Raw genomic sequence first — 26956 nt, 5'->3', positions numbered from 1 at the left:
ATTATAACTTACGTACACTTAGTGTACGTAAAAGCAAAGGAGGGTTGGAAATGGGAATAGAGGTTAATAAGAGGAATTTAACTCAAAATATTTCGTCAGAAGAACAAGTATCTATTCACTATAATAAGCTTAAAGAGAGATTGAAAATTAACTTTCAAAAAGAAATTTTTTGTAAAATTGAAGCGATGAAAGTATTAAAAGAAATTAAAGATAATGAATATTATAAACTTGATAATTATGCTAGTTTTGATGATTTTGCAAAAGATTATAGACTTGCTAGAACTCAGACATATAAATATTTAAAAATAGCCACTGCTATTGAAGAAGGAATTGTTGAAGAGAAGTATGTTATTAACAATGGTATTAATGGGACTATGTTTTTGCTAAGAAATAAAGAGGGCGTTAATATAAAACGATCTAAGCAGAATCCATTGCGACCTTTAAGATTTCAGCTTAAATGTCCTGATGCTTATGCATTTTATAAAAAAAATGCCAAACTTACGAGTTTTCTTTTAGAGAGAGTTTTCTCAGATGAAAAAGAATTTTTAGCAAAAATAGTGACTCAGTTTGAATCTTCAAAAAGAGTGAAAAATTAATTGATTGTATTTTGATGGGATTATATTTAGATTTATTTTTAAAAGTCTTTGAATTTTATATAAATAAATTTATTACATATTTATTATATGGATAGAGCAGAGATTTTAGAAATAAATCTAATAAATTATAAAAATTATTAAGATGGAATTTATATTTTTTGTAATAAATTAGATTTTTTGTATTATTTATCAATAAATTAGATTGTTTTGCTTTTTTTTTGATGAAAATAAAGAGTTTTTTTGTTTTTTTTTCAATTTTTTTAAAAAAATTGAAAAAATTTTAAGAAAATGTTTGCAAAATGTTTTAAATTGTTATATATTATAGTTAGTATAGATTGACATGCAATGTGTCACTCTTAATATAAGGACCTGTTACCTTAAAGGGTTTATTGGGGTACTTTGAGGCCAGAGTTTCCAATAAACCCTTTAATATTTAAGAGTTGTTATGAATATTTTTGTGAGTTCTCTCACGTCAAGACAAAAATTCTTGACGTGAAAGGATTGTGATTAATGTTTTTGTATGTTTTTTTGACTTTATAATTTAATACATTATTATATTAATATATCAAAAAATATTAAATTTTGTTTATTTAAATTGTTTTTTATGTTAGACTGTATTTAAAGTTGAGTTGTTTGTTAATGATGAAGCTTGGCATTAGAATGATTTTTAACTATGCTTTTCTCCTTTTCTTAAGATATTGGACTAATCCAATATCTATTTTGTGATTTTATTTTTTTTGATAAAGTTAGTGTTTTGATGTATTAGAATTAAATTACTCTTGTTTTTTTTATAAAAATTTGTTTACAATTTATTTAAATGGTATTTAAAAATAAAGAATTAAAATATAGTATTTTGTTTAAATCAAATTTAAGTATATCTGATATAGCAAAGGTTTTAGGGGTTAGAGAATCTACTGTTTTAAAAGCTAAGATTAATATTTTGGGTGAAGTTGCAAGTGATTTAAATAATTTTGATACTAATGCTTGCGTGAATTTTGATTTAGATGCTCTTGCTCGTGATGCAACATGTCAAGCTTATATGCTTGAGAAGGAACGTGATAGTTTTTATAAATCATTTTATAAAGTTGCAAATTCTTATATAAATTCTCATTTTAAATATAAGCAAATTATTATTAATTCTGATTTAAAAAGGCTTATTACTCTCAATGAAGAGATTTTAAAATTAACTAAAGATATCAATAATAATGATAAAGACTTATGTAAAAAATTGAAGTTAGATTTAAGATATAAGATTTATAAAAAAAATCGACTATCTAAAAAGATTATCTTAAATGAAATGAAAGAAGATTATGGATGTTTACTTAAATTAAAGAAAATTTTTAATTCCAAGGGATTAAAGTTGGAGTAGTTGTACAATTAAATAATTTGCCTGTTTTTATTAAATTACAAAAAAAATTTAAACAAAAAATTTAATATTGATATTAGTTCTTTTTTACAAAATAAAGATAATAAAATTGATTTTAAGTTGTTTGAAAATAAATATTTAACCTTAAAACAAAAAGAAGTGCTTAGAGATATTGATAATAATTTTTGTTCCAAAATAATCTTTAATGGAGGAATATCTAGTGGTAAGACATTCTTGGCATCATATTTGCTTATTAAGCTTTTAATTATTAATAGAGATAATTATCACAAAGATACTAATAATTTTATTTTTGGAAGTTCAATTGGTACTTTACTTGCAAATACATTAAAACAGATAGAAAAAATATGTAGTCTTTTAAATATAGAATATCTTTTAAAAGATTCAAGACAAGTTACATGTACTATTGCAGGTCTTACACTTAATATTTATGGTGGTAAAAATATTGATTCTTTTACAAAAATTAGGGGTAGTAATTCTGCTTTGGTTTATGTTAATGAAGCAACTTTAATGCATAAAGAAACTTTGCTTGAGATTATGAAAAGACTAAGACAAAAACCAGGTATAATTATTTTTGATACAAATCCAGATCATCCTGCGCATTACTTTAAGGTTGATTATATTGATAATAGAGATGTGTATAGGACATATAATTTTAGTATTTATGATAATCCTTTAAATTCAAAAGATTTTATTAAAACACAAGAGGCAATTTATAAAAATTTGTCCGCATATAAGGCTCGTGTGCTTCTTGGGGAATGGACTGCCAGTATTGATTCATGTTTTAATGAAGTAATTTTAAATTGTGAATATACATTTAAAAGTCCAATTATGTATATTGATCCTGCATTTTCTGTTGGTATGGATAATACTGCTATTTGTGTGTTTGAGAAGATGGGTGATAAATATTATGCTTATATTTATCAAGATAAAAAGCCAATAAGTGATGAATCAATTCTTCATGCAATTAGTGTGTTTGCAGAGGATTTTAATATCAATACCCTTTATATTGAAGATAGGGATAATACTGATAGGTATGAATTTTTAACAAAAATTATGACGTCTTTAAGACTAAATATGAATCATTATTTTAAAATATCAGCCGTTAAACCTTTAAGTAATAAATTTGTAAGAATATGTACTCTCATACCCTTATTTAATGCCCGTAGTATCGAGTTTTTAAAAATAACAGATAAAAATGTAATAAATGATATTTATAGTTATAATGGCCTCTCTAGATGCAGAGATGATGCTCTTGATGCACTTAGTGCTTGTTATTTGCTCTTAAGTCTTAAATATCATGATAAAATTAAGCATTTTAGTATGAGCAGATATATTTAATATTTGTATTATATGTTATATACAATTAAGTATTATGTGAAGCAATGTAAAAACATTAAAATAAAAGCTAGAGTACAATGACTTTAGCTTTTATTATTTAAAGTAATTTAATGGAATAACCATTGTGAACACAACCTATAACATTATAGTTCAGTCTTTTTAAGATTTCTATATTTTTATTATATTTTTAATTGTTAATAATTGTTTAAGTTTTATGGATGTTATTAATATATTTAAGTGTGTCAATAGAGTTTAAAATAAATCAGATGTACTACTGGTAGTACATCTGTTATTAATCTATCTGAAGTGTTATAGATTATATTTTGTTACAAATAAATTAATAATTTATTTGTAAAGCAAAAACTTTGCTTAGAATTTTATTTTACTAATTCATCTGTAAATTTTTTCATGACACTTGCGTAACTTCCATCTACATTAGCATCACCCTTAGCAAACTTTAAATTCTCTGTCAAGTATGTTTCAAATTCTTTGTCTATTTCTGTTGAGTTTGCATTTTCATTTTCTTTTGCACTTTTCCTTGCTTTTTCTAGAGCTAATGCTTTTAGGAATTTAGCTTCATGTGCAGAAATGGCAGTAAATGCTGCAGTTAAGTTTGCTTCTTTGTAAGGTTTATCTGTTGTTTCTTTAGGCAATGCATCTTTAATATCATTAAAGTTTTTAGCAAGAGCTACTACTTTGTCTGGATCTTGTATAAACTTAACATAATTAATACCTGTTCCTGTGCCGTATTTTGATGGGTCTACTTTTTTGTCACCACAACTGATTAAAGTGAATAATGCCACGAAGGCGCTTAAAATAATTTTTTTCATTAAACATTCTCCTTTTACCGATTTTGACGGTAATGTTATTTTATAATTCATGTTATCATTTTTGACTAAAAAGTACAAGCCATTGATATTTGATGTAGTTGGTTAGGTATATTTGTTTAAATTTTATTGTTTTTATTTTCAGTAATACTTGTTTTATTTGAATATTGCTATATGCTTCTTTAGAGAAAATAAGATAATGCATGGGTTAAGAAATGTGCAGGTATAATCTAATCTTTTATTTCTTTTTCACATTATGTGAAAAAACCTAAGTACTTAAGGGAGTAGGGACTATGATATTAATCTTGGACATTTTGAGAATTAACTTCTTGACTTGTGTTGAGGTAGGTGCATATATCTTATTTAAGATTTTTGTTTGTTGTGTTTGTTGTAGACTTATAAATTAATTAAGGATGTTTGAAGGGTTTAAAAGATTTTGCTTTGTTCTTAAATTATAATGATTTAAGCGAATGGTAACTTTGTTTTATGATTAAGTTAATGCTATAACGTTATTATGATACAAGATCCTACACTATTGTTTGCTTAAGCTGTAGTGTAGAATCTTGTTTTTAAATAATTAATTTAATGATTGACTTTTTAATTCACTTAAGGTTAAAATTAGGCGCTACTTTGCTTAACCCTGGATTCTTTTGTAGTACGTCTGTTATTAGTAATATCAAATACTGTGTGTCTAGTTCTATATTGTATTCCTCAGCAAATCTAGTTTTAGGATTTTTAACTTTTATTTTAGCTCTAATTAATCTACTTTGTGTTAGTGCTTTTATTACTTCATTATTTTTATTTGCTATCCAGAATGGATATGCATTAACATATCCACTCTCTTGTGATTTTTCAGTTTTTGGTGGCGTGTAGAAAAGAGAAGATACTGCTGAATATTTTCTTGTATTAAAGTCTAAATTTGGTGCATCTATTAAAGTGAAGCTTGTAACCTCAAAATCTTGCCCATTTTGTGTTGTTTCAAATAGAACAATAGGCATAATTTTATTACTTAATGCTCCATCTTCTTTAATAGGTGATATTGAATAGGAATATCTTATTTTATTTTGAAGTTCGCTTATGGGTTTGCTGTCTAGTCCGTTAATAGTTAATGCTTTGTTTTTAATCCATGTTATATTTATTGTTTTATGCATGAAAAGGATAGGAATTGTAATTGATTTATTTCCCTCAATTGTTTCATATGGTTCTTTGAGAGTTTTATTTAATTCTTCTGTGGGATTTGTTGTTCTACTTTGAAGGTCTTCAAATTTTTCAATGTATTCTTTACGTCTACTAATAATTTCTCTTGATAAATTCTCTTCATATTGTAATTTTTCATTTGTTGTATTATTGCATTGAGTGCAAATTACAACTGTAGGTATTGATAATAAAATTTTTGTGTTCATAAGGTTTTTCTCCTTAGTTTTTATTTATAAATTACTTTATGTCATCCATCAAACGAATTGATTTTTCATGAGTTTTCATTATCGCATAAGTTTAAAATTTTATCACCTTAGTAATTATGAATGTTGTAATTTATTATGATATTGGTAATTATGTAATAGTAGATAAAAATTAATAGGTATAAATAATATTATTATTTATACGTTCAATATTATTTATGTAATCATTTTATATAATATTTGTTTTTTAAAAATTTTTTAAAACTTTATAAAAGTTTAAATTTCGGAGCAATAGTATTTATTTCTGGATATTTTTGAAGTGTATCTTTTATTAATTGAGACAGATAATGGCTTTCTAGCATTATATTGTATTTTGTAGTGACTTTACTATTTTTATTTTGAACTTTTATTTTAGCTTTGATTGATTGATTTTTTGTTAGTGCTTTTATTACTTCGTTATTTTTATTTGCTATCCAGAATGGATGTGCATTAACATATCCACTCTCTTGTGATGTTTCAGTTTTTGGTGGGGTGTAGAAAAGAGAAGTTAGTGATGAATATTGTCTTGTATTAAAGTCTAAATTTGGTTCATCTGTTAAAGTAAAACTTGTAACTTCTAGATCCTGACCATTTTGTGTTGTTTCAAATAGAACAATAGGCATAATATTACTACTTAATTTTTCATTTTCTTTAATAGGTGATATTGAATAGGAATATCTTATTTTATTGATAAGTTCATTTAAAGGTTTCCCATCTTCTCCTTTAATACTTATGGCTTTGTTTTTAATCCATGTTACTGTGAGTTTTGTACTTAAGAAGAGAAGAGGAATTGTAATTAATTTATTTCTTTCCAATGTTTCATATGGTTTTTGAATAAGTTGTGTTAATATTGATTTAGAGTTTATTTGTTTATTGCTTGTGTTTGAAGTGAGATTGTTAATGTTGCTTAAAAATTTATCATGTATAGTATTAGACTCTTTTGGTATTTTTATTTTATATTGTATTTGTTCATCTGTTGCGTTATTGCATTGAATGAAGAACATAGTGGTAATTATTGGTAATAATGTTTTTGTATGCATAAAGTATTTCCTTTATTAAATTGATTTGTTTTTCATAAGTGTTTATTATCGCATAAGTTTAAAATTTTATCATCTTGATTGTTATAATGTTAATTATGACGTACTATTAGTCATAGTATAATAAGTTAATACGTATAATAATCCTATCTATTTTATATATTATCTATTTATTTTTTTGGATTTAAAAATATTGTAAAAGTTTAATCGCTATTTTATAATGGAGGGCAGATAATTTATGATATTAAATATTATTTTGATGTTAACAACATTTGTTTTTAGTTGTTCACGTTTATCCGCTTCAGAGAAAATTACTATTCATCATAATGTTGATGATAGCACTGTTAAGGTAGAGATGGTTTTAGGGAATGATTTAGGTGGTGTTCATGTTGTATATCCTTATGTGAGTGATAAATATAAGGGTAATTATATTCTTTTTAATTTTGACATTAAGACTAAAAAAGCTCTTAATCTTTTAAGGGTTTCTTTTAATGGCATTGAAGTTGCTAGCAAAAATTTGTGGAGATTTTATGATGCTCCATTAGAATTAACCGGTAAAGAGTATTTGTTGCCTTTTGATGATTCAATAGAGCTTACAGGATTTTATATTTATTTTGATCCTGCATTGGGAGAGCATTTACAACTTGGTGACATGTCAAGAACTTAAGGTCTTAAATTTAATGTTGAGTGTGTTGAACGTGGTAGTCATGGAAAGAATAAGGTTGACTTTAGTTTTAATTTTAGTGTTGATAGTTCTAAGCAATTTTTTGATCTTTTTGATAAGTTTTTAGTCAATTAGAAATTTTGTTTTATATTTTTAGGTAAATATTTAGTGAGGAAATATAATGAGTAAGGTTAAGGTAATTATATTTAAAGTATATGTTGTTATAGTTATATGTTTTTTTATAGCATTTTTGTTTTTTTTTTTTTTTTTTGAATGTTTATTAGAAGTAAAATGTTAAATGAAGTTTTGAAAAAAAAGAGCGGACGTTATTATCATAGTGGTTCTGATAGGGATATGGTGAGAAAGATTACTTATTATGAAAATCTTAATTTAAATAGAGTACAGAAGTTTTCGTTTGCTGCTTATTATATTAATGAAGATTCTGATGAATTTAAGTCTTTGCAAAACGAAGAGAGAGAAAAAATACTAGCTCCCTATCCATATTTTGAGTTTCATTTTGCTGTAGCTGATAATGGATATTTGATGGATTTTAAAGATGTTTTTTTTAGTTGGCTTGATGGTGATAGGGTTTTTATGTATGACAACAAATTAGATGTAGATTTTAAATCGTCTGATGTTCCGTATTTTAAGTTTAATAAAAGTAATGACTTAGATAGTAAAATTGTGGGAGAATATCCTGTTAATGTAATTAATTATTTTTCTATTTCAATTAATGAGGCTTTATTTAAATTGTTACTTAAGCAAAAAACATTAACAATTACTTTGATATCTGCTGATGATGCAAAATATAACATTTCAGTTACTAACTTTTTATCTTCTGATGATTTTAGTGTATTCAATAAAGATGAAGATAAAGTTGAAGATATAGGTATAGATGAGTTTTAGATTTATTTTAATTTATGTTATTTTATAATTTATATTTAAAATATGTTTAACTTTTAATTTTGGTCAAATCACAAAATAGCCGTTGATATATTATTTACTTTAGTTTTTATAAGTTTTTTATTTTATTTTGATTTTATTGTTATACACTTTTTTTATTTACAAGCTAATTTTTAACTTTGGATTATAGAAAAATGTGAAATTACAAATTTATTTGGAGGTAAGAATGGGATTTATTAATAAAATCGGTGTTTTAAATATTTTTTTTATATTTTTGAATGTTTTGCCATTTAGTTATCAGTTTTGTGGTGCTATGGTATTGGGTGATTTTTCCCCTAATAATAAAATCTGTAATTTAATTGATTCTGTTTTTAAAAGTGCAACAACTACTGGTGCAGATAGGATGGTAATGTCGTCTGTTGTGAATTTTGGCTTTAAAATTAAAGGGGCAATTTATTATTTGGGTAGTGATGATGTTGCAGAAGTAATTTCAGATATTGATGTTAATACAAATAGAGAAGTTGTTGGAGAAGTTGTTGGTTCTGGTGTTGTAGGTATGCAAGATGAAAATGGTGTTTTTAATTTTAAAGATTATGGAATAGATATTGATGAAGTTACTAGTGAGAAGAGTAATTCTGATGTAATACAAAATTCTAATATTATTAAGCCTAAACTTGTTAAGAAAACGCAGAACAATAAGGACTTAGGTGATGATGCAAATGATACTGATGAGAGTTTTGGGAATATATCTGATAATATTGTTAAATTTAGTAGTAGAGTTGATAAATTTTTGGGTTGGATGAGAGATGATTCTGTTAAGTGGAAAGAGCTGATAACATTGATGCAAAAATTTTATAATAAAAAGAGACAAGAGATTAGAAAAAAAATGGCAGGTTGGCATTTAAGAGAGCCTTTTTTTGTAGATCAAAATAAAGGTACAGTACATCTTTGTGATACTTATGTTGTAGATATGAAAGGCGATAATATTAAAATCTTTTTAGATGATTATTCTGAAGAAAATTCTAGTGATTGGAGTTGGGCTTGCATTAGATTTTTTGCAAGAGAATTTTTATTTGCATTAACTGCATTTGGTAATAATTATGATAAGATTTATGAACATTTAAAAACTTTTTTTGAAGGAAGTATTTTAGAGAGTGCATTAAAAGATTCTTTTAAAAAATGAGATTATTGATGTGGTTATATTTTAAATACTGCTTTTGATACTTAGGTTGATTATATAGTGTTAATTTATGATTTCAAAAATTGATATTTGTCATTTAAAGGGTTATCTTTAAGATTATAGAAATTTTAAAGATAACCCTTTTATTATTTATTTTCCTTGTTTTAAGGTATCTAATGATTTTGGAGAGAATTGCTTTGTAAATTTCATTTATTGCTGTATATTTTTATTTCAATGTCTATAAATCTTTTAAGGAGGTTAGATATGAGGTATTTTGGTATTATTGTTTTATTTTTAAGTATCTCTATACTTTGTTGTAAGTTTTATGATATTGGAGATCAAAAATCATTATGGAATGATAATACTGGGCGTGCTCAAGATGTTAAGGATTTCTTTTCTTCTGATGTTGGCAAAATGAGTAGTGATATTGTTGGTATGAAATTTGATAATAAGAGGGCAAATAAAGGTGATATGGGTAAGGTGCAAGATTCTCTTAATGGAGTTGTTGGAAAAAGTAAAGGGGATGATAAGAAGGAAAAGGTAGATGGAGATGCAGCAGGAAGAGAGGCTGGTAAGCAAGATGCAGTAGCTGATGGTCAACAAAAAGATGAACAAAAAAAAGATGATCAAAAGGGTGATAAGGAGCAAGTAGCATCAGTTGATGAACAGCAAAAAGTGAATGTTGAGAAAATACAAGATGATAGTCAAGGTGTAGAAGCTAGAGAAGAAGGTAAACAAGTATTAAATAGTGAAGGTTTAAGTAGTGAAGGTCAAAATTTAGATGGTGCTGAACAAGTAAAAGATGGTAAGCAAGTAGAAGATAGTAAAGAAGAATTACAACCTAATAATAGTAATGATAGTTCTGTTGATAGTTCGGGTAGTGGCAGTTCTAATGGTGGATCTGGTGGTGATGTTGGTTCTGGTACTTTGTTGGGAAGTGCTGCTGAGGGAAGTGTTGATGTGCAAGGTTTAGATGTTGTTTCTAGTGAACAGCAGCAAAATCAGGTGCAAGAACAAATTCAACCTCAGACTCAAAGTCAGAATGATTTAACTGCTGATTTGGTAACTACTGATTTGGTAACTGATTCTTTAGAGAAATTAAGTTTAAGTGGTGTAGAAGATGGGTCTAGAAAAGTATTATCTGTAAGTATGCCTGAAGTTACATCTAATTTAGGTCTTAAAGATAATTCTATATCTACTGAATCTATTGATAAGGATGAGCATAGAGATGTAAAAGGTGTTAACTTGGGTTCTTCTTTAATAGATAATAGAGTGACAGAAGGTATTGTATCTGGTGAGAGTTTACATTTTAATTTGGTTTCTCAGTCTAATATGCTTGATAGTAATGTGGTTGAAGAGGAGAGAAAGATTAATGTTCCTACTTCTAATCCTACTTCTAATATTCCTGTTGCTAAGGAAAATAAGCCTGTTGTGTCATTGAAGGAAACATCAGCTTCTAAGGTACAAGATATAGAAGTTAAAGGAGGACAAGTTTCAACTTCTAAATCATCAACTTCTAAATCATCAACTTCTAAAGCATCAACTTCTCAAACACAAAATGTAAAAACACAAAATGTAAAAACACAAAATGTAAAAACACGAAGTGGAAAAGCACGAAGTAATGTCGAATCCAATAGTAACTTTAAGTCTGCAGATAAATCTTTGGGTAAATCTGTTTCAGTATCAGGAAATAAAATTGTTGATAATGTTGTTGATGGAATTGTTCATGGAATTGGCGATGGAGTTGAAGCTGTTATTAATAAAGCAGATACTTTAGTGACAGCTGCTGTACAAGGTGCAGAAGCTGCTATTGGTGTTATTCACGATGCTGGAACTTTTGTTATAGATACTCTGCAAAATATGGGTTCTAGTATACTTGTTGGCATTGATCCTACTTCTTATTTTTCAAATTCAGGAAACGGCATGTATTTAGGTTTAACTTCTAGTGAGTCACAGGCATTTGCTCGTTTGGAAGGATATTTAAAGAGTGCTATTAAAGTTAATGGAAGAGCAGAGGATGAGAGTAAATTAGAAGCTGGTCATAAAAAGTTATTTGATTGGTTAAAGAAAAATGATTCTGATTTTGTAAAGCGAAAAGAATTGGTACGAGCTATTGAGGGAATATATCAGTTTATTAGAGAGAAAATTTCTTATTCTTTTGAGCTTCGAAATTGGGTTGAAAATATTATTTGGGATATGAAAGCTAGAAATATTATTTTTGATATTAATATTAAAGATCAGTTAAATAACGATGAGATTGACGTTTTAATAAGCAATACTCTTAGATCTGATAAATATAGAGGAACTATTGTGAGTTTGTTGTTTCAGGCACTAACCGATACTCTTTATGATAGTGTTGGGGATAATTATAAATCTGAATTACAGATGTTTGAAGATTTAAAAGATGCATTTTCTGATAGTTCTCCTAAAGGAAAAAATGTTAGAGAATTAAAGTCTGTAATTGAGTCTAGGACACAAATTGTGAATTAATATTTAAAAATTGATAAGCATATAATAAAAATTTACCCTGTAATATAAATAAGGACTTGCCTGAGGTTTGCATATTAGGTAGGTTCTTATTTTATTTATTCTATTTTATTTAAAATTAAATGAGAATCTCCATCTTATATAAAACTAAATGGAGATTTTATTTTTGTATTATTTATTGAAGCTTATAAAAGTTGCTAAGAGCAAATTGTTAGTAGTTTTGTTTTATATTTAAATTTATGGATTAGTTGTATCATCTTTTTTATCCTATGGATTTTGTGTTGCGGATTGTTCATCTTTAATCTTTTTTGCTTGAGCTTTAATTTTTTGCAATTCGTTATTAGGGTTGGTGTTTGTAATGTATTTTTGTGTCTCATCAAAATCATGCAGAGTAATAATAGGTTTGTCAAATGTAGCTAAATAATTTTTAATATAAGCAGTTTGTACTTGAGCTTGTATTTGTTCTACTTTTTTCTTATCTTGGATTTGTGTTATGAGTATATCTATCTCTGCTTTAAGTTGCATTGCTTGTGCAAGATTTTTTATCATATCTCTAGTTCCCTGTAGCTTTATATTTATTATAAATTTCATAAAATCCTCATGTGTATAATAAGCCATCGCTTTTAAAAGGGTTTGCAATAATGAGAGTGCCTTTTTTTCCTGGAGAGTTAGATGTTGTATTATGTCTTTTACAATAGTTGTAAGAAGATATAATTGGTCTTGTATTTCTTTGATACTATTATTTGATATTTTTTTTAATATCATGTCTTATGGCATTATTAGATGAATTTTCAACAATAGCTTTTGCAATTTCTTTATGGTAATTATTTATTGTGACTGTTAATTGTGTTTCGAGATTTTTTGTTATTTCCTCTGTCCAAGACTTTATTTGATAACAATTCTCTTTTATCTTGTTATTTTGAGTAAGTAGATTGTCTATGTTTTTTTTGATTTTTAATATTGTTATTATATTTTTAAGCATTGTGCTAATTTGTTGTTGGTTTAAGTCTTTGGTCAATCCATTAATTTTTGCATCTGCATCAATTTTGCGATTTTGACTTGTAGCTTGATTTAAAGCTTCTTTTATAAAATTTAATGCCTCCTCAATGTCTTGAGGTCCTCTGGTATTAGTGTTTATAATAGCACTAGGTTTTATAATCGTTCTTCTCTCTTGTGGAGTTTCTTCGAATTCTGTTAGAGTTGACATTAAATGTTTCTTAATCTCGGTACTAGTAATTTTTGGACTTGTTTGCGTTTTATAGCTTATTAAAAAGCATAAAGCCATAAATATTTTTAATGTTTTTTGCATAAATATTCTCCATTATAAATATCGTTAATTTTTTTTAATATGTTTTATGATATATCACAATTACGAATATATAACAATATTATTATTATTTAAATTTACTTTTGCCTAAGAAGTTGTCTATTTTTTAATCTGTGAATTTTCCTCTCTGTAAATTTGGAGTACTTTAGTTTTTATTTCTTCAAATTTGTGAAAATTAACATTTTGAAAGTTTTGTTTAATAGTATCTAAAGGAGGTGTACCATTACCAAAAGCTGTTCTCATTGATTGTTGTAAATCTTTGAGGGCTTGTTGTATAACAAAATTTAATTTAGATTTGTGTGAAGTATTTTTAATACGATTAACTATCTTTACTGTATTGTTTATCATAGTAAATTCTTTTGTGAAATGTGTAAGTAGGTATTTAGCTTTATCTAAATGTATATTTAGTATAAATTTGTTAAATGTATCATATGTATAAGAGTTTCCTTCTGGAAAAATTTCCTTTAAGTAAAATATTGTATCCTCATATTGTAAATCAGGACCAGGAAGATGTGCTATTATTGTATTTTGAACATCAACAGCGCGTTTTGCTTCATCTTTAATTTTTGTAATGTTGGTGATAGGTATGTTTTGAATGTTGATTTTTGTAACATCAAAAGACTTATGATCAGCAGCTATTTTAATAGCTATTTTGTAATTATTTATTTCTTTTTCTAATTTGTGAAATAATTCATATGAGTGATTTTGCTGGCTCATATAGACAATCATTTTGATATTGGCTTTTGCATTTTCTATCTCTTCTAATGCTTTTAGAGTATTTGCGACCATTTCTTTAATTTGTTGCTCTCTTAAATAGTTTATAAACTTATAAATTTTATTATTTGTATAGATTGTGTTATTTGTGTTTATAGTTGTATCTTGTAGAGTTTTTTTTATAAACTGTAATGCATTTCTTTCGCTAGGATCTAGATTGTTTTCTATAATTTGTGCATTCGTAATCATTGTAATTTCATTTTTTAAATCAACAGCGCGTTTTGATTCATCTTGGATTTCTATAATTTTAGTGATAGATATGTTTTGAATATTAATTTTTGCAACATCAAAGGACTCGTGGTTAGCAGCTATTTTAATAGCTAGTTTGTAATTGTTTATTTCTTTTTCTAATTTTTCATTTAATTGATTTATTAATGACATTTTGAGATGTGTTGGCATATGATTATCATCATTATTTAGTATTTTGATATTGTCTTTTATATTTTTTTTAATTTCTATTACTTTTATAATATTTGTAACCATTTCATCAATTTGTTGCGGGGTAAAATACATTATAAACGCATTAATTTTTTCATCTGTATAAATTTTAATATTGTTGGCTACAGTATTTTCTGTTAAAATGTTGATTAAAAAAATTAATGCTTCACTTGCATCAATATGGAAATTTTCTGTTTTTATTTTGTCTTTTATGTTTAACTTCATTGAATTGAAGTTAGTTATATTAGTTGGTTTATTTCCTTGTGTATTACAGCTTATAAGTGAACATAAAATAATTATTGACTTTAACCATTTTTGCATAAATACTTTTTCTTCTCAATCTTATTTGCGTGTAACACATTTATCATGTTATCACAGATGAGCAAACATTCCAAATTTATAGATTTGAGATATAGGACAATTGTTTATTTTATTGACACAAATAATATTGATTTTTAGTATTTGTTATGGAAATTGATTTTTAAGTATTAGGTCTGCTTGAGCTTTTATTTCTTCAAATTTGTGAAAATTGATTTTTTTAAAGTTTTGTTTAATAGCGTCCAAAGGCAGTGTACCATTGCTAAAAGCTGTTCTAATTGATTTTTGTAAATCTTTGTGGGCTTCTTGTAGATCAGCATTTAATTTAGACTTCTGTGAAATATCTTTAATATAACTCATAACAGCGTTTTCTGTAGTTGATACCTTAGGAAATTCTTTTGCAAGATGTGTAAGCATGTCTTTAGTTTTATCTAAACCTATGTTTAATATAAATATGTTAAATTTATCATATGTGTAAGAGTTTCCTTCTGGCAAAGTTTTAGTTAAATAAATTAATGCATATGCATACTTTTCATTATTGTTAGGAAGATGTGCTGTTATTGTATTTTGAACATCAACAGCGCGTTTTGCTTCATCTTTAATTTTTGTAATGTTGGTGATAGGTATGTTTTGAATGTTGATTTTTGTAATATCAAAAGACTCATGATCAGCAGCTATTTTAATAGCTATTTTGTAATTATTTATTTCTTCTGTTAATTGCTTACTTAATTCAGCTTTCTGTTGTTTATAGTCATGTAGTATTTTGATGTTGGCTTTTGCATTTTCTATTTCTTCTAATGCTTTTAGAGTATTTTCGACCATTTCTTTAATTTGTTGCTCTCTTAAATAGTTTATAAATTTATTAATTTGAGTATCTGTATAGATTGTGTTATTTTTGTTTATAGTTGTATCTTGTAGAGTTTCTATTATAAACTTTAATGCATCTTTTTCGCTAGGATTTAGCTTTGCTTCTATAGCTTTTGCATTTGCCTTTATTATAATTGTATTTTGAACATCAACAGCGCGTTTTGCTTCATCTTTAATTTTTGTAATGTTGGTGATAGGTATGTTTTGAATGTTGATTTTTGTAATATCAAAAGACTCATGATCAGCAGCTATTTTAATAGCTATTTTGTAATTATTTATTTCTTCTGTTAATTGCTTACTTAATTCAGCTTTCTGTTGTTTATAGTCATGTAGTATTTTGATGTTGGCTTTTGCATTTTCTATTTCTTCTAATGCTTTTAGAGTATTTTCGACCATTTCTTTAATTTGTTGCTCTCTTAAATAGTTTATAAATTTATTAATTTGAGTATCTGTATAGATTGTGTTATTTTTGTTTATAGTTGTATCTTGTAGAGTTTCTGTTATAAACTTTAATGCATCTTTTTCGCTAGGATTTAGCTTTGCTTCTATAGCTTTTGCATTTGCCTTTATTATAATTGTATTTTGAACATCAACAGCGCGTTTTGCTTCATCTTTAATTTTTGTAATGTTGGTGATAGGTATGTTTTGAATATTGATTTTTGCAACATCAAAGGACTCGTGGTTAGCAGCTATTTTAATAGCTATTTTGTAATTATTTATTTCTTTTTCTAATTTTTCATTTAATTGATTTATTAATGACATTTTGAGATGTGTTGGCATATGATTATCATCATCATTTAGTATTTTGATATTGTCTTTTATATTTTTTTTAATTTCTATTACTTTTATAATATTTGTAACCATTTCATCAATTTGTTGCGGGGTAAAATACATTATAAACGCATTAATTTTTTCATCTGTATAAATTTTGATATTGTTGGCTATAGTATTGTTTGTTAAAATATTTATTAAAAAAATTAATGCTTCATTTACATCAAGATTGAGTTTTTTTGTTGTTGCTTTAGCTTTTGTATTTGGCATTATTAAATTGAAGTTAGTTTTATTATCTGGCTTATTTCCTTGTGTATTACAGCTTAGAAGTGAACATAAAATAATTATTGACTTTAACCATTTTTGCATAAATATTCTCTCATCTTTAAATTTATTATATACTATACTAAAGTTTATTTAAAATTTGATTGAATGTAAATTTAATTAGATAAGATAATTAAAATCCCTATTTTGTATAATCAGGTAGGGATTTTAATTTTACATTGTGTCAATTGGATATGCTTATATATTTGTTTTTGGCAATTTTAAGCATATTGATCATATAGTATTTGTTATCCTGTTTGACTTCTATAAATTTGGAGTGCTTGTTCATCGATTTTTTTAAATATATCAAAAGAAATTGCTTGGAGTTTTTGATTAATATTATTAAAATAAGGCTTATTATCTTGAAAGATATTTTTAATTGACTTTTTTAGGATTTGATGGGCGTTTTCTAATTCGCTTTTTAACCTGTCTTTTGTATTTCGATCTCTTATATGGTTAATATATATTTTTGTATATCCTATTGCTTTCATTTTTTTTGCAAAGGGTATAATTAGTTCTTTGGTTTTTTCTGGACCTATTTGCAATATAAATTGATTAAATTCGTCATGTCTAGAATTATTTTGTTCTGCTACGGCGTTTTTTAGGTAATTAAATGTATTTTGAGCATACTCATCATAAGGAGTTATATGATCTACTATTGTATTTTGAATTTCTGCAGCCCGTCTTATTTCTATAATATAAGTAATAGGTATGTTTTGAATATTAATTTTTGCAAGATCATAAGACATATAATTGGCAGCTTCTTTAATATCTTGTTGATAATTTTTTATTTCTTCATTTAATTGTTTGTTTAATTGAATTTTTTGTGGATTATTATCATTGATTTTTTGAATATTGAGCTCTGCCTTTTCTATTTCTTCTAATGCTTTTACAGTATTTACGACCATTTCTTTAATTTGTTGCTCTCCTAAATATATTATCAAGTTATCAGTTTCTTCACTTGTATAAGTTTTTTGATATGGGTATATTTTTTCGTTTTGTAAGATGTCTATTATAAATTCTAGTGCTTTCTTTTGTTGAGTGTCTAGTAATTTTGTTATTGCAGATAGAGAGCCTTGATTATCTATGGCCTGTTTTGCTTTGTTTTTGATTGCTATAAAGTTATTAGGAGGAATTTTTTTAATGTTTTGTTTAGTAACATGAGGAGAAGGTATGCAATAATTAAAGGCTATTTTAAGTAAGTCTTTGAAATTTTTGTCAGCGTTTTCTATTTCATTATTTAAGTTAGTTTTTTGTGTAGTATCATTAATTTGAGTAATATAATTTATTGCATTTATTTTATGTTCAAGTTCCATTGCAATATTTGTAAGCATGTCTTTAATTTCATCTAGAACGAGATTTGATATTAAGTAATTAAATTGTTTGTGTGTATAAGCATTGTTTTCTGTTAAGGCACTTCGCAAATAACGTAATGCATTTTTATGATCGTCTTTTAGGGCATTTTCTTTTGTTTGAGCATCTATGGCTTGTGTTGCTTCATTTTGTATGTCTATTATTTCAATAATGTCAATAGTTGCGTTTTGAGTGTCGTCTTTTGTAATATCAAAAGATTTGTAATTAACAGCATTTTTAATGATTACTTTATGTTTATTTATTTCTTTTTCCAATCGATTATTTAATTCAGTTTTATGGGGATTATTGTCATTAATTTCTTGAATTTTGATTTTTGCGTTTTTGATGGCTTTTAATACTTGGTTAATATTTCCTACCATATCTTTAATTTTTTGTGTTCCTAAATATATTATCATGTCATTAATTTTTTGATCTGTATGAATTTCAATGTTTTTGGCTATGGTGTCATCTTGTAAAATATCTATCATAAAATCCAATGTTTCATTTTCTTCAATAGTTAGATGTTTTGTTATTTTTTGAGCTTCTGTATTTAGTATTGTTTTTAACTTTCTTTTTGTGCGTGTTGTTTGTATTAAATCCTGGTCATCTTTGTCTTGAGCAAGAGTGGGAGTTTTAGTTTGTTGATTGCAGCTTGTGATTAAATGAGAAATAATTAGTATCAGTAGTAGTTTTTGCATAAATAAATATCCTCCTGTTTTTAAACGCATTTTATTTTGTGCGCAGTATCCAACAATATATAACAATATTTTTAATTTAAAATTTTAAAAAATTTATTTTGGTTAAATAAAAAAAACTTTAATTTTAATCTACAATCATAGTTAAAATTAAAGTTTAAAAATTTTACACTTAAATAAATAATATATTAAAAATCAATCTTAACGGAGTCATAATCGATTTTCATGGGGGTAGATGTTAATAGGCTGTTGAAAATTCTTTTTGCCTCAGTTTCTATTTGCTCAAATTCATCTAGATAAGAAACATTATTAATGCTTTGCTCAATAATATCAAAATCATCATGCTCAAAAGCTTCTCTTAGTGATTTTTTGAAATTTGTGTGAATTTTTGATAGTTGATTATTTAAGTTAGTTTTGTGTGTTTCATCTTTGATGATACCAGATTTTCTTGCTGCACTTTCTGCACAGATAATATGTTTTTTAATGTTTATAAGCATGTCTGATACTTTCTTTACGCCTATATATAATAAGAATTTATTAAATTTATTATAGTTATCATATTTATTAGTGTTTTCATTTATTATAGCTTTTATTAAGTAATTTAATGGTCTATGTTTATACTCTGCAAGCTTTTTTATTATTTTTTCTTGAGCATCTATAGCTCGTTTTACTTTTTTTGCATATCTATAATTTCAGTAATAGGTGTGTTTTGAATGTTGATTTTTGCAATATCAAAAAATTCTTGATTGGCAACTCTTTTAAGAGCTATTTTGTACTTATTTATTTCATTTTTTAGCTCATCAATTAATACATTTTTGTTTAGATTATTTACATTTATTTCTTGAATTTTGGCTTCTATATTTTTTATGATTTTTAATGCTAGTACAATATTTATAACCATATCTTTAATTTTTTGTGGTCCTAAATGTATGATGAAATTGTTCATTTTCTCATCTGTGTAGATGCTGATGTTTGGTTCTATAGTGTTATTATTTAAAATGTTTGTTAAAAAGATTAGTGCTTCCTGTGTTTCAAGAGGCAATTGTTTTGTTATTTTTGCAACTTCTTCATTTACTTTTGTTTGATCCTTTGCTGGGGCTAATCTGGAATCTTTATTATTGGTCTTTTTATTATTGGTATTTTGTCCTGCCTGTGGATTACAGCTCATTAGTAAGTATGAAATAATTGTTAAGAGTAATAATTTTTGCATAAATAAATATCTTCCAGTTTTAAAATTATTTTTGTGTTTGCTACTTTAAATATATATCAATATTTTTTAAATAAAAAAAATATCAAAAAATTGATATTTTTAAAATAATATAATCAATTTTTTAAGTCTATAATGGTAATTACTTTTAATTTAAGAATAATAAATTTATATTTTATTATTTATATAGTTGGTTTTTGATAATACCTATTGCTTTCTGTCTGATTTTGTCAAACTTATCAAAAGAGATTTTTTTAATGTTTTGTCTAATAACATCAGGAGAAATTGTACTATTGTCAAAAGCTTCTAGAAGCAATCTTTTGTAATCTTGTTTGATGAATTCTAAGTAATTATTCAAATTATTTTTGGGGTTTCTATTCTTGATGATTTTCTTAATGTAGTATGTTACAGCTTTTTCTTTATGAAATTCTTTTACAATATTTTTAAGCATATCTTTAACTTTATCTATTCCTAAATATAATATAAATTGATTAAATTGGTCATATGTATAATGTTTATTAGATGTTTTGTAATTTATTTCTTGTAAAGGTTCTACGAAGAAAAATAATGCACAAAGTTCATCATCAGTTAGATTTAAAGATATCTCTTGAACGTCAATAGCTCGTTTTGCTTCATTTTGTATATTTGTAATTTCGGTTAGATTAATAGATGTATTTTGAATATTGGTCTTTATAGTATCGAAAGATTCTTGATTGGCAGCTAGTTTAAGGGCTATTTTATAATTATTTATTTCGTCTTTTAATCGATTATTTAGTTCGGTTTTTTTTATAATCATAGACCTTTTTTATATTGCTTTCTATATTTTCTATCTCTTTTAATGCTTGTTGAATATTTGCAATCATTTTTTTAATTTGTTGTGGTTTTAAATATATTATAAAATCATTAATTTCTTTATCCATATAAGTTTTGCTATTTTTAGCTATATTATTGTCTTTTAAAGTTTCTGTTAAAAAATTTAATGCTTCATTTTCTTCAGGATTTAGTTGTGCTGTTGAATTTGATATAAAATCTGGTGTTAAAGATTGAGAGTCTGCAATTTGTTTTGCAGTGGTCTTATGAATATTTTTGTTTGCAATATTTTGGTTGTCAAATTTTTTTACAATATTTTTAAATGTATATTTAGTTTTTTTTTGAGTTGTATTTAATATCAATTTATTGAATTGACTATTTTGATCATAAATGTTGTTTGCTATTTGGTCTTTGTTTGTTGTTTTTGGTTTTGTCGTTGATATTGCTGTTTGTTTTAAATGATAATCATTGTTGGATGTGGCAATTTTTGTATTCTTTTGGGGATTATTACAACTTATTAATAAATATGAAATAATAAATAATATTAACCATTTTTGCATTATGCATCCTCGCTTTTAATTTATTTTATCATGTATAGAAATATTCAAGATGTACATAAATGTAAAATATAATTTATGTATTGTTTTTTAGTTTAATTTTTAAGTTGGGTAGTCAAGAAGATTATAAATTAAATAGTTGTTTAAGCAGTATGATTTTCTTTTTTTAGACTTAATTAGTTTATTTAGAGTTTGTTTTTAGATTTAATTAAATATGAATTAATATTAATCTCCATCGTATATTGATGGAGATTGTTTCTTTTAATTTTGTATTATATGTATAGCTTTGCTAAAGCTTGCTAAGCATGATTTTTATTGGTTTTATTCATTTAGTTTCTTCTTTTTGATCTTTTAAAATATCTTTTGCTTGTTTTTGAAGTGCTTTAATTTGATCTAAGTAAGAAGGAAGTTGCATCAAATTTGCCTCAATTTGATCAAAGTCAAGATTACCATTAGCAATAGCTTGTATCATTGCTTTGCGTGAATTTATAGCATATGAGCATAGTGTCGAATATAGTTTATCTTGTTGACACTTATCAGCAATTTGGAAAATCGTTTTCTTTGCACTTTTTTCAGCTTTTAGAGCTGGTGTCAATTTTTTAAATATGGTTTTTATTTTATTTGGTCCCCTATTTAATATAAACTGGTTGAATTGGTCATGTGTGCAACTTTTTTCAGGTATTATTACAAAATGTAGGAAGGCATAATATGGATACCATGAATCTTTGTCTTCTTTTTTTGCTCTGTCGTGCATTTTTTGAACCTCTATGGCTCGGTTTTCCTCATCATATATTTTTTTTATTTCATCATTATCTATAAGTGTGTTTTGGATATTAATTTTTGCAATATCAAAAGAAACTTGATTAGCAGCTTGTTGAATATCTTCCATATATTTATTTATTATTTTCTTTAGTCGTTTATTTAGCTCTTTGCCGTGGGGGTAATGCCTAATGCTTTCAAATCCTTCATTTGTCTCTTTTTTATCTTTTAATACTTTTATATTTGTTTCTTTTAATACTTTTATAGTATTTGCAATCATCTCTCTAATTTGTTCTGCATCCAAATGTATTATAAAGTCATTAATTTGTTTAATTGTATAAGCTTTGTTGTCTTTATCTGTTTTTTTATTGTATAAAGCATTGATTACAAACATTAATGCTTCATTCTCTTCAGGATTTAGTTTTTGTATTATTTTTTGAGCTTCTTGATTAAATGTTATTTCTGGATCTGTTGGCTCTGTTTGTTGTTGTGTTGATTTAGGATTTTGCTCATCAACCCCCCTATCATCAACCCTTTGTTTTGTTTTAAGATCGCAGTTTGTTAATAAACATAAAATAATAAATATTTGTGATAATTTTTGCATAAACATTCTCCATTTATTTAAACGTATTTTAAAAACTAACATAATTAAATTAATATAACAATATTGTTTTAATTATATTGGGATAAATATATTTATATTTTTATCTGTATTTGCGATTGGCATTAATTGAAATGTAGAGCATGTTTGCTTTTATGTAAACAGTTTCAAAATAATTGTTATAGTGGATTGCTGACAATCATTTTTACATATTTGTTCTTTAAATTTTAATTTATTGGTGTATATTTGTTAAACTTAGTATTTAAAAATTTATTTAACTTATGTAAGGAGGAAAATAATGAAGATTTATAAAATTTTTATTACTCTCTTAATCATCTTATCATTTGGTTGTGATTTGACTGGATTGCTTGGTAAAGATGATGAAGGGAAAGATAGGTTGCAAACTATTATTGAAGGTGCAGAACGTTTCTTGGGTGATCTTGTCGAGGAACATGTTGAATATGAATATTATTATGTTGATGATCAGGGTAATTATTTTGATGAACATGGTAATGTTGTTGTTCTAAATGAAGATGGTACTTTTGTTTATAAAGATAAAGATGTTGTTATTGGTGCTGAAGGTAAAGGCTCAATTTCTGTTAATGTTGATAGAGATGGTAAGATTGATGTTTCTGCTGTTGGGGAGGCAATGGTTGTTGCTCTTGATGGTGCTAAGAAATTGGTTGCTGATGTTAAGGCAGAAGTTTTTGGTAAGCCAGGTGAGGTGCAAGGAGATTTAGTTGCTAAAGTATCAGATGTTGTTGCTAAGGGTTCAGATTTTAAATCTTTGGTTGCTAAATTAGAAGGAGATGTTAATGGTGAAATTAAACAAGTAGTTGCTTCTCCTGTTGTAAAAACCAGAAAACCTGTTTCTGTTTCTACTAAGCAAAATACATATAAAAAGCCTACAAATTATTCTGGACACAAAATGAGTAATGAATCACGTTCTAAAGTTTACTGTCAAACTTACAAGGTTCGTCCAGGAGAAAGAGCTACAAAAGTGTATATTTCTGATGATGAGAAAAAGATGTTTAATTTTTTAGAAAAACATCTTAAAGATGTTATTTCTCTTATAGATAAAAATTCCTATTCTAGTAGACTTAAAAATCGTCACGATTATAAAGAGAAAATTAAAACAAAATATGAAAAATTAATGGGTATGTCCAAAGAAGATACTGTTGCTGGTGATATAAGAAGATTGGAACTTGGACGCTCTGTGAAAAAATTTTATGACTTTATGAAGGAAAATGCTGCAAATTCAGCAGAAGTTAAATCTTTAATTGAGAATGGTGTCAGAGATAAAAGTGATATTTTAGAGAAAGCTGGAATTAAGTCTTCTAGTGATATTAAAAATTATTATCATGTTGCAGCTTTGATTGATTTAGCTCTTTGTTATAAGGATTATTCTAGTTCTATAAGAGTATTCTTTGAAAATGTGGCAGATACTTTGTGGTACTATGCTGATTCTTCTGATAAATCTGCAGATACTCAAGACTTAATATGGATGATGGAAGCTAAATTTCACGCTTCTAATAGTTCTGATTTGGCTCAACTAAAACAAGGTATTCTTGGACAATAATAAATAAGAGCAGTTATTTTGGTTATTGTTTAGATTTATAAATATTTATAAATTTAGTTACTTACCTTAAGACTTTTGGGTCTTAAGGTAAATTTATTTATATTTTTGATAATGTTTATTGTTGATAAATTTTATTTAAAGTCTTAAATAAATTAAGACTCAAAAAATAGATGTATATGTATAATTATTTGTAAATTTGATTGATATTTTTGATATTTAATTTACAAAGTTAAATATCAATGATATAATTAATTTATGATATTTAAAAAACCCATGAATGATTTTGAACATGCGTTATTTAAAAGATATTCAATAGATCCATTAAAGCTTTATAAATATTCGTTATTTTTTAGGAATTATATAGAAAATTCAGCAGAAGATGCATTGAAGTGTGGAATTAAATTAGAATATTTGAAAGATTCTTTTGATTATAGTAGTTTAAAATTTTTAAATTTAGAACTTTCAAATGCACTTCTTGAAGCAATTATAAGTTATAGATTTAATGGTGCTGGATATATTTTAATTAGACCTAAAGATTTGTATGAAGATTTAAGTAAAAGTGTTAATGATGAATTGCCATTTGGATTTAAGTATTTAGATTATAATCGAATAAAAGATGATCACAATAGTGATTATTTAAAGTATTTTCAAGATGATGGTACTTTTATTATTGTGCATAAAAGTAGAGTTGTAATTTATGAGAATTTTGATTATGTATTGAATGAACATACACTAGTTTACACTCAAAGTTTACTTTTAGATATTTGTTTGTTAGAGCAGATATATACAAAAATAGAAAAACGTATTGGGCAATATAATTTTTTATTTTACAAGGACGAACAATTGGTTGGTCTTATGGATGCTTTACAGGATGCTAAGAATCAAATAAGTCATTTTAGTAGTAAGGGCAGAGGTTTATTTTCTACATTTTTTAAAAATGATGATAATCAAAAAAATTTGGAAACAGTCGATTATGAGCTTAGCCGTATGATTGAGAGATTAAAGAGTGGATTGAGTAATGATGGAGTATTTTATAGTGCTGATGAGGGAGCAAGTTTGCAGGTTATAAAATATGATCTCTCTTTTTTAAAGGATGCATTTGAACTTGTAAAAGCAAAAATAGGTGCTGATAGTAAAGAACCATTGACGAGAAATTTTATGAGTAGGTAAAGGGTTTGGGGAGTGATGGTAAGGGAGATAGGACTAACTATATTGACTTTTTACATACCGTTCAGGAAGCAGCAGCACTCTCAGTTAATATTAAGCTTAATAAGTATTACAGGCTTAATATGTATTTTAATGATCTAATTGTACTTAGTGATAAAGAAAGATTGGAGGAAGATAAGATGTTTCTTGATGTTTATTCTAAGTATTTAGATATTGTAAGATCAAATTCTTTAAGTGATGATGAGATAGAAATATTAAATAGTAAATTACATTTTAATTTTAGGTGGTTTAGTGAATGATAAAGGCTTCTGGTGTTAATCTAAAGAATGACATTGAAGATGGTGATAAAACTGTTGATGTAAATCAAGATTTAAATTAAATTTGAGCATAATATCAGTAATGATATTAATAATAATGAATTGTTAACTAGAGCTGTTTGGATTACTAGGCTTGCTGATGATAACTTGAGTTTAAGTTATAATACAAAAGAACTTATTAATTCAGGTCATGCACTTGGTGAAGTTTTAGATATTCAAGTGTGTGAACTCATTAAAAAATATGTTGATGAGAAGCAAATATTGGCAGTTGCAGGTAGTCTTGATATTTTAAATTTAAATAGTCAGATTAAAGATATATTGCTAAGACTTGCAAGTGTGAGTATTGATTCATTTAAAAATAGTAATAATTCATATGGTCTTATGACTTTTACTAAAGGCAATGTTCAGGAGGTGTTAAATTTAAGAAATGCAAGTCATAAAATAAAAGATTATAAAGATTTAAAACAGGCAATGCTTAATGAGTGGATGCAAATTAGGTAAGATTTTTATAATGTTTAAATCTTTAAGTTAAGTTAATTTAAGTTTAATATAAATTTAAAATAGGAGAGTATTTATGGCAGATAAGAGTGCATTAGAGGCCAGTGTCGAGAGACTTACTAGGGAAAAGGATAGACTTGAGAGTGAACTTGCATATTTAAAATTGGGCAAGCAATCAGAAGTTTTGATGCGACTAAAAGATCATACCACATATCCAGCAGTTTTTGATAGAGAGGTTCAGTTTGGATCTCTAGATATTTATTTTGCTCATAGAGGGGGCTTGCAGTATTCTTTGGCAGATAAATTTGAAAATTATCAAGATATTGGGTTTTGCTATAAACGTGGAGTTAAACTTGTTGTGCAAAATGGTATGTCAACTTGCGTGACACGTGGTGGTGGGAGTGATCTTTATGGAATTTGCATAGATTATGATGATTTGACACGAACAGCAACAGTCATCTCAATTGCAAATAGTTTTGAATGTATTTTGTTGTGAGATATGAATGTTAAGTCTGGTGATAAATTGGTTTTTGATGATATGGGAGTACTTTCAAAGGTGAAGGCCAATGGTACTTATATGCAAGCTTTGGCTTTAAGTGATGCTTTAGAGTTTAAAGATAAGTCAGGATTTTATGGTGCAAAGGTAATGCTTATCAGTAAGCCTTTATAAGTAAATGATATGGTAATTTAAATAGTAATTGAATTAATAATTCAATTTTAAAAATAAATTTGAAAA

21 protein-coding genes and 3 pseudogenes are annotated in these 26956 nt (G+C 26.1%); 11 read left to right on the top strand and 13 right to left on the bottom strand.

All coding sequences use genetic code 11. From position 1 onward, the window contains the following. The first annotated feature begins 50 nt into the window (after positions 1-50). From BRE_RS04745 to BRE_RS04735, 3 genes and pseudogenes are all read left to right on the top strand, one after another. Positions 51-596 carry a chromosome replication/partitioning protein gene (locus BRE_RS04745; RefSeq protein ID WP_041178219.1) on the top strand — a complete coding sequence of 182 codons (546 nt, stop codon included), beginning with the start codon at positions 51-53 and terminating at the stop codon, positions 594-596. Between the two features lie 817 nt (positions 597-1413). Further along, the gene (locus BRE_RS04740; RefSeq protein ID WP_012539323.1) at positions 1414-1965 is read left to right on the top strand and encodes a hypothetical protein; all 552 of its coding nucleotides are present in this window, start codon (positions 1414-1416) and stop codon (positions 1963-1965) included. Beyond that, positions 1950-3321 (top strand): annotated as a pseudogene (locus tag BRE_RS04735) (PBSX family phage terminase large subunit). The gene BRE_RS04740 and the pseudogene BRE_RS04735 overlap by 16 nt, the downstream one beginning before the upstream one ends. A gap of 377 nt (positions 3322-3698) precedes the next feature. Here the strand turns inward: BRE_RS04735 and BRE_RS04730 are convergent. The 3 genes from BRE_RS04730 to BRE_RS04720 all read right to left on the bottom strand — a co-directional run bounded on the left by BRE_RS04730 (position 3699) and on the right by BRE_RS04720 (position 6627). Next, on the bottom strand, positions 3699-4151 hold the full coding sequence (locus BRE_RS04730) for a hypothetical protein (protein ID WP_232212740.1): 453 nt from the start codon (positions 4149-4151) through the stop codon (positions 3699-3701). 599 nt (positions 4152-4750) lie between these two features. Then, positions 4751-5551: a S2/P23 family protein gene (locus BRE_RS04725; RefSeq protein ID WP_012539320.1), complete on the bottom strand. Its 801-nt coding sequence runs from the start codon at positions 5549-5551 to the stop codon at positions 4751-4753. 263 nt (positions 5552-5814) lie between these two features. Next, complete coding sequence (locus BRE_RS04720; RefSeq protein WP_012539319.1) at positions 5815-6627, bottom strand: S2/P23 family protein; 813 nt, start codon at positions 6625-6627, stop codon at positions 5815-5817. Positions 6628-6862: 235 nt separating this feature from the next. On the opposite strand from BRE_RS04720, the gene BRE_RS04715 reads away from it, so the two are divergent. From BRE_RS04715 to BRE_RS04700, 4 genes are all read left to right on the top strand, one after another. Next, a complete protein-coding gene (locus tag BRE_RS04715; RefSeq protein ID WP_012539318.1) occupies positions 6863-7291 on the top strand; it encodes a hypothetical protein in 429 nt (142 codons plus the stop codon). 303 nt (positions 7292-7594) lie between these two features. Beyond that, positions 7595-8194, top strand: coding sequence for a hypothetical protein (locus BRE_RS04710; RefSeq protein ID WP_232212739.1), 600 nt, complete (start codon positions 7595-7597; stop codon positions 8192-8194). Between the two features lie 223 nt (positions 8195-8417). Continuing rightward, on the top strand, positions 8418-9374 hold the full coding sequence (locus BRE_RS04705; protein WP_232212738.1) for a hypothetical protein: 957 nt from the start codon (positions 8418-8420) through the stop codon (positions 9372-9374). A gap of 261 nt (positions 9375-9635) precedes the next feature. Continuing rightward, positions 9636-11861 carry a hypothetical protein gene (locus tag BRE_RS04700; protein ID WP_232212737.1) on the top strand — a complete coding sequence of 742 codons (2226 nt, stop codon included), beginning with the start codon at positions 9636-9638 and terminating at the stop codon, positions 11859-11861. A gap of 264 nt (positions 11862-12125) precedes the next feature. On the opposite strand, the gene BRE_RS04695 is transcribed toward BRE_RS04700, so the two are convergent. The 10 genes from BRE_RS04695 to BRE_RS06510 all read right to left on the bottom strand — a co-directional run bounded on the left by BRE_RS04695 (position 12126) and on the right by BRE_RS06510 (position 22662). Then, on the bottom strand, positions 12126-12449 hold the full coding sequence (locus BRE_RS04695; protein ID WP_156768697.1) for a hypothetical protein: 324 nt from the start codon (positions 12447-12449) through the stop codon (positions 12126-12128). Between the two features lie 148 nt (positions 12450-12597). Next, the gene (locus BRE_RS04690) at positions 12598-13167 is read right to left on the bottom strand and encodes a hypothetical protein (protein WP_041178216.1); all 570 of its coding nucleotides are present in this window, start codon (positions 13165-13167) and stop codon (positions 12598-12600) included. A 117-nt stretch (positions 13168-13284) separates the two neighbouring features. After that, a complete protein-coding gene (locus BRE_RS04685) occupies positions 13285-14718 on the bottom strand; it encodes a BTA121 domain-containing protein surface lipoprotein (protein ID WP_012539314.1) in 1434 nt (477 codons plus the stop codon). 144 nt (positions 14719-14862) lie between these two features. Next, positions 14863-16722 carry a BTA121 domain-containing protein surface lipoprotein gene (locus tag BRE_RS06525; protein WP_012539313.1) on the bottom strand — a complete coding sequence of 620 codons (1860 nt, stop codon included), beginning with the start codon at positions 16720-16722 and terminating at the stop codon, positions 14863-14865. A gap of 203 nt (positions 16723-16925) precedes the next feature. Then, positions 16926-18728, bottom strand: coding sequence for a BTA121 domain-containing protein surface lipoprotein (locus BRE_RS04675; RefSeq protein ID WP_156768696.1), 1803 nt, complete (start codon positions 18726-18728; stop codon positions 16926-16928). Positions 18729-18913: 185 nt separating this feature from the next. Next, positions 18914-19222 (bottom strand): hypothetical protein, encoded by a 309-nt coding sequence (locus tag BRE_RS06520; protein ID WP_232212736.1) that lies wholly within the window; start codon positions 19220-19222, stop codon positions 18914-18916. A 170-nt stretch (positions 19223-19392) separates the two neighbouring features. After that, complete coding sequence (locus tag BRE_RS06515) at positions 19393-19893, bottom strand: hypothetical protein (RefSeq protein ID WP_232212735.1); 501 nt, start codon at positions 19891-19893, stop codon at positions 19393-19395. Positions 19894-20110: 217 nt separating this feature from the next. Beyond that, positions 20111-20728 carry a BTA121 domain-containing protein surface lipoprotein gene (locus BRE_RS04665; RefSeq protein WP_041178215.1) on the bottom strand — a complete coding sequence of 206 codons (618 nt, stop codon included), beginning with the start codon at positions 20726-20728 and terminating at the stop codon, positions 20111-20113. Beyond that, positions 20700-21302, bottom strand: a complete 603-nt coding sequence (locus BRE_RS04660) for a hypothetical protein (protein WP_012539311.1) — start codon at positions 21300-21302, stop codon at positions 20700-20702. The genes BRE_RS04665 and BRE_RS04660 overlap by 29 nt, the downstream gene beginning before the upstream one ends. A gap of 322 nt (positions 21303-21624) precedes the next feature. Further along, a complete protein-coding gene (locus tag BRE_RS06510; protein WP_041178214.1) occupies positions 21625-22662 on the bottom strand; it encodes a hypothetical protein in 1038 nt (345 codons plus the stop codon). A gap of 295 nt (positions 22663-22957) precedes the next feature. Here BRE_RS06510 and BRE_RS04650 point away from each other — a divergent pair, with 295 nt between their 5' ends. The 4 genes and pseudogenes from BRE_RS04650 (at position 22958) to BRE_RS04635 (ending at position 26890) form a co-directional block, all read left to right on the top strand. Beyond that, complete coding sequence (locus BRE_RS04650; protein ID WP_012539309.1) at positions 22958-24238, top strand: hypothetical protein; 1281 nt, start codon at positions 22958-22960, stop codon at positions 24236-24238. Between the two features lie 255 nt (positions 24239-24493). Continuing rightward, positions 24494-25704 (top strand): annotated as a pseudogene (locus BRE_RS04645) (anti-CBASS protein Acb1 family protein). Positions 25705-25824: 120 nt separating this feature from the next. After that, positions 25825-26223 carry a DUF1357 family protein gene (locus BRE_RS04640; protein ID WP_232212734.1) on the top strand — a complete coding sequence of 133 codons (399 nt, stop codon included), beginning with the start codon at positions 25825-25827 and terminating at the stop codon, positions 26221-26223. 73 nt (positions 26224-26296) lie between these two features. After that, positions 26297-26890, top strand: a pseudogene (locus BRE_RS04635) (DUF228 domain-containing protein). Positions 26891-26956: the final 66 nt, after the last annotated feature.

The organism is Borrelia recurrentis A1 (assembly GCF_000019705.1).
Taxonomy (GTDB): Bacteria; Spirochaetota; Spirochaetia; order Borreliales; family Borreliaceae; genus Borrelia; species Borrelia duttonii.
The sequence above is the reverse complement of the archived record's forward strand: the minus strand, read 5'-3'. Positions and strand labels throughout refer to the sequence as shown.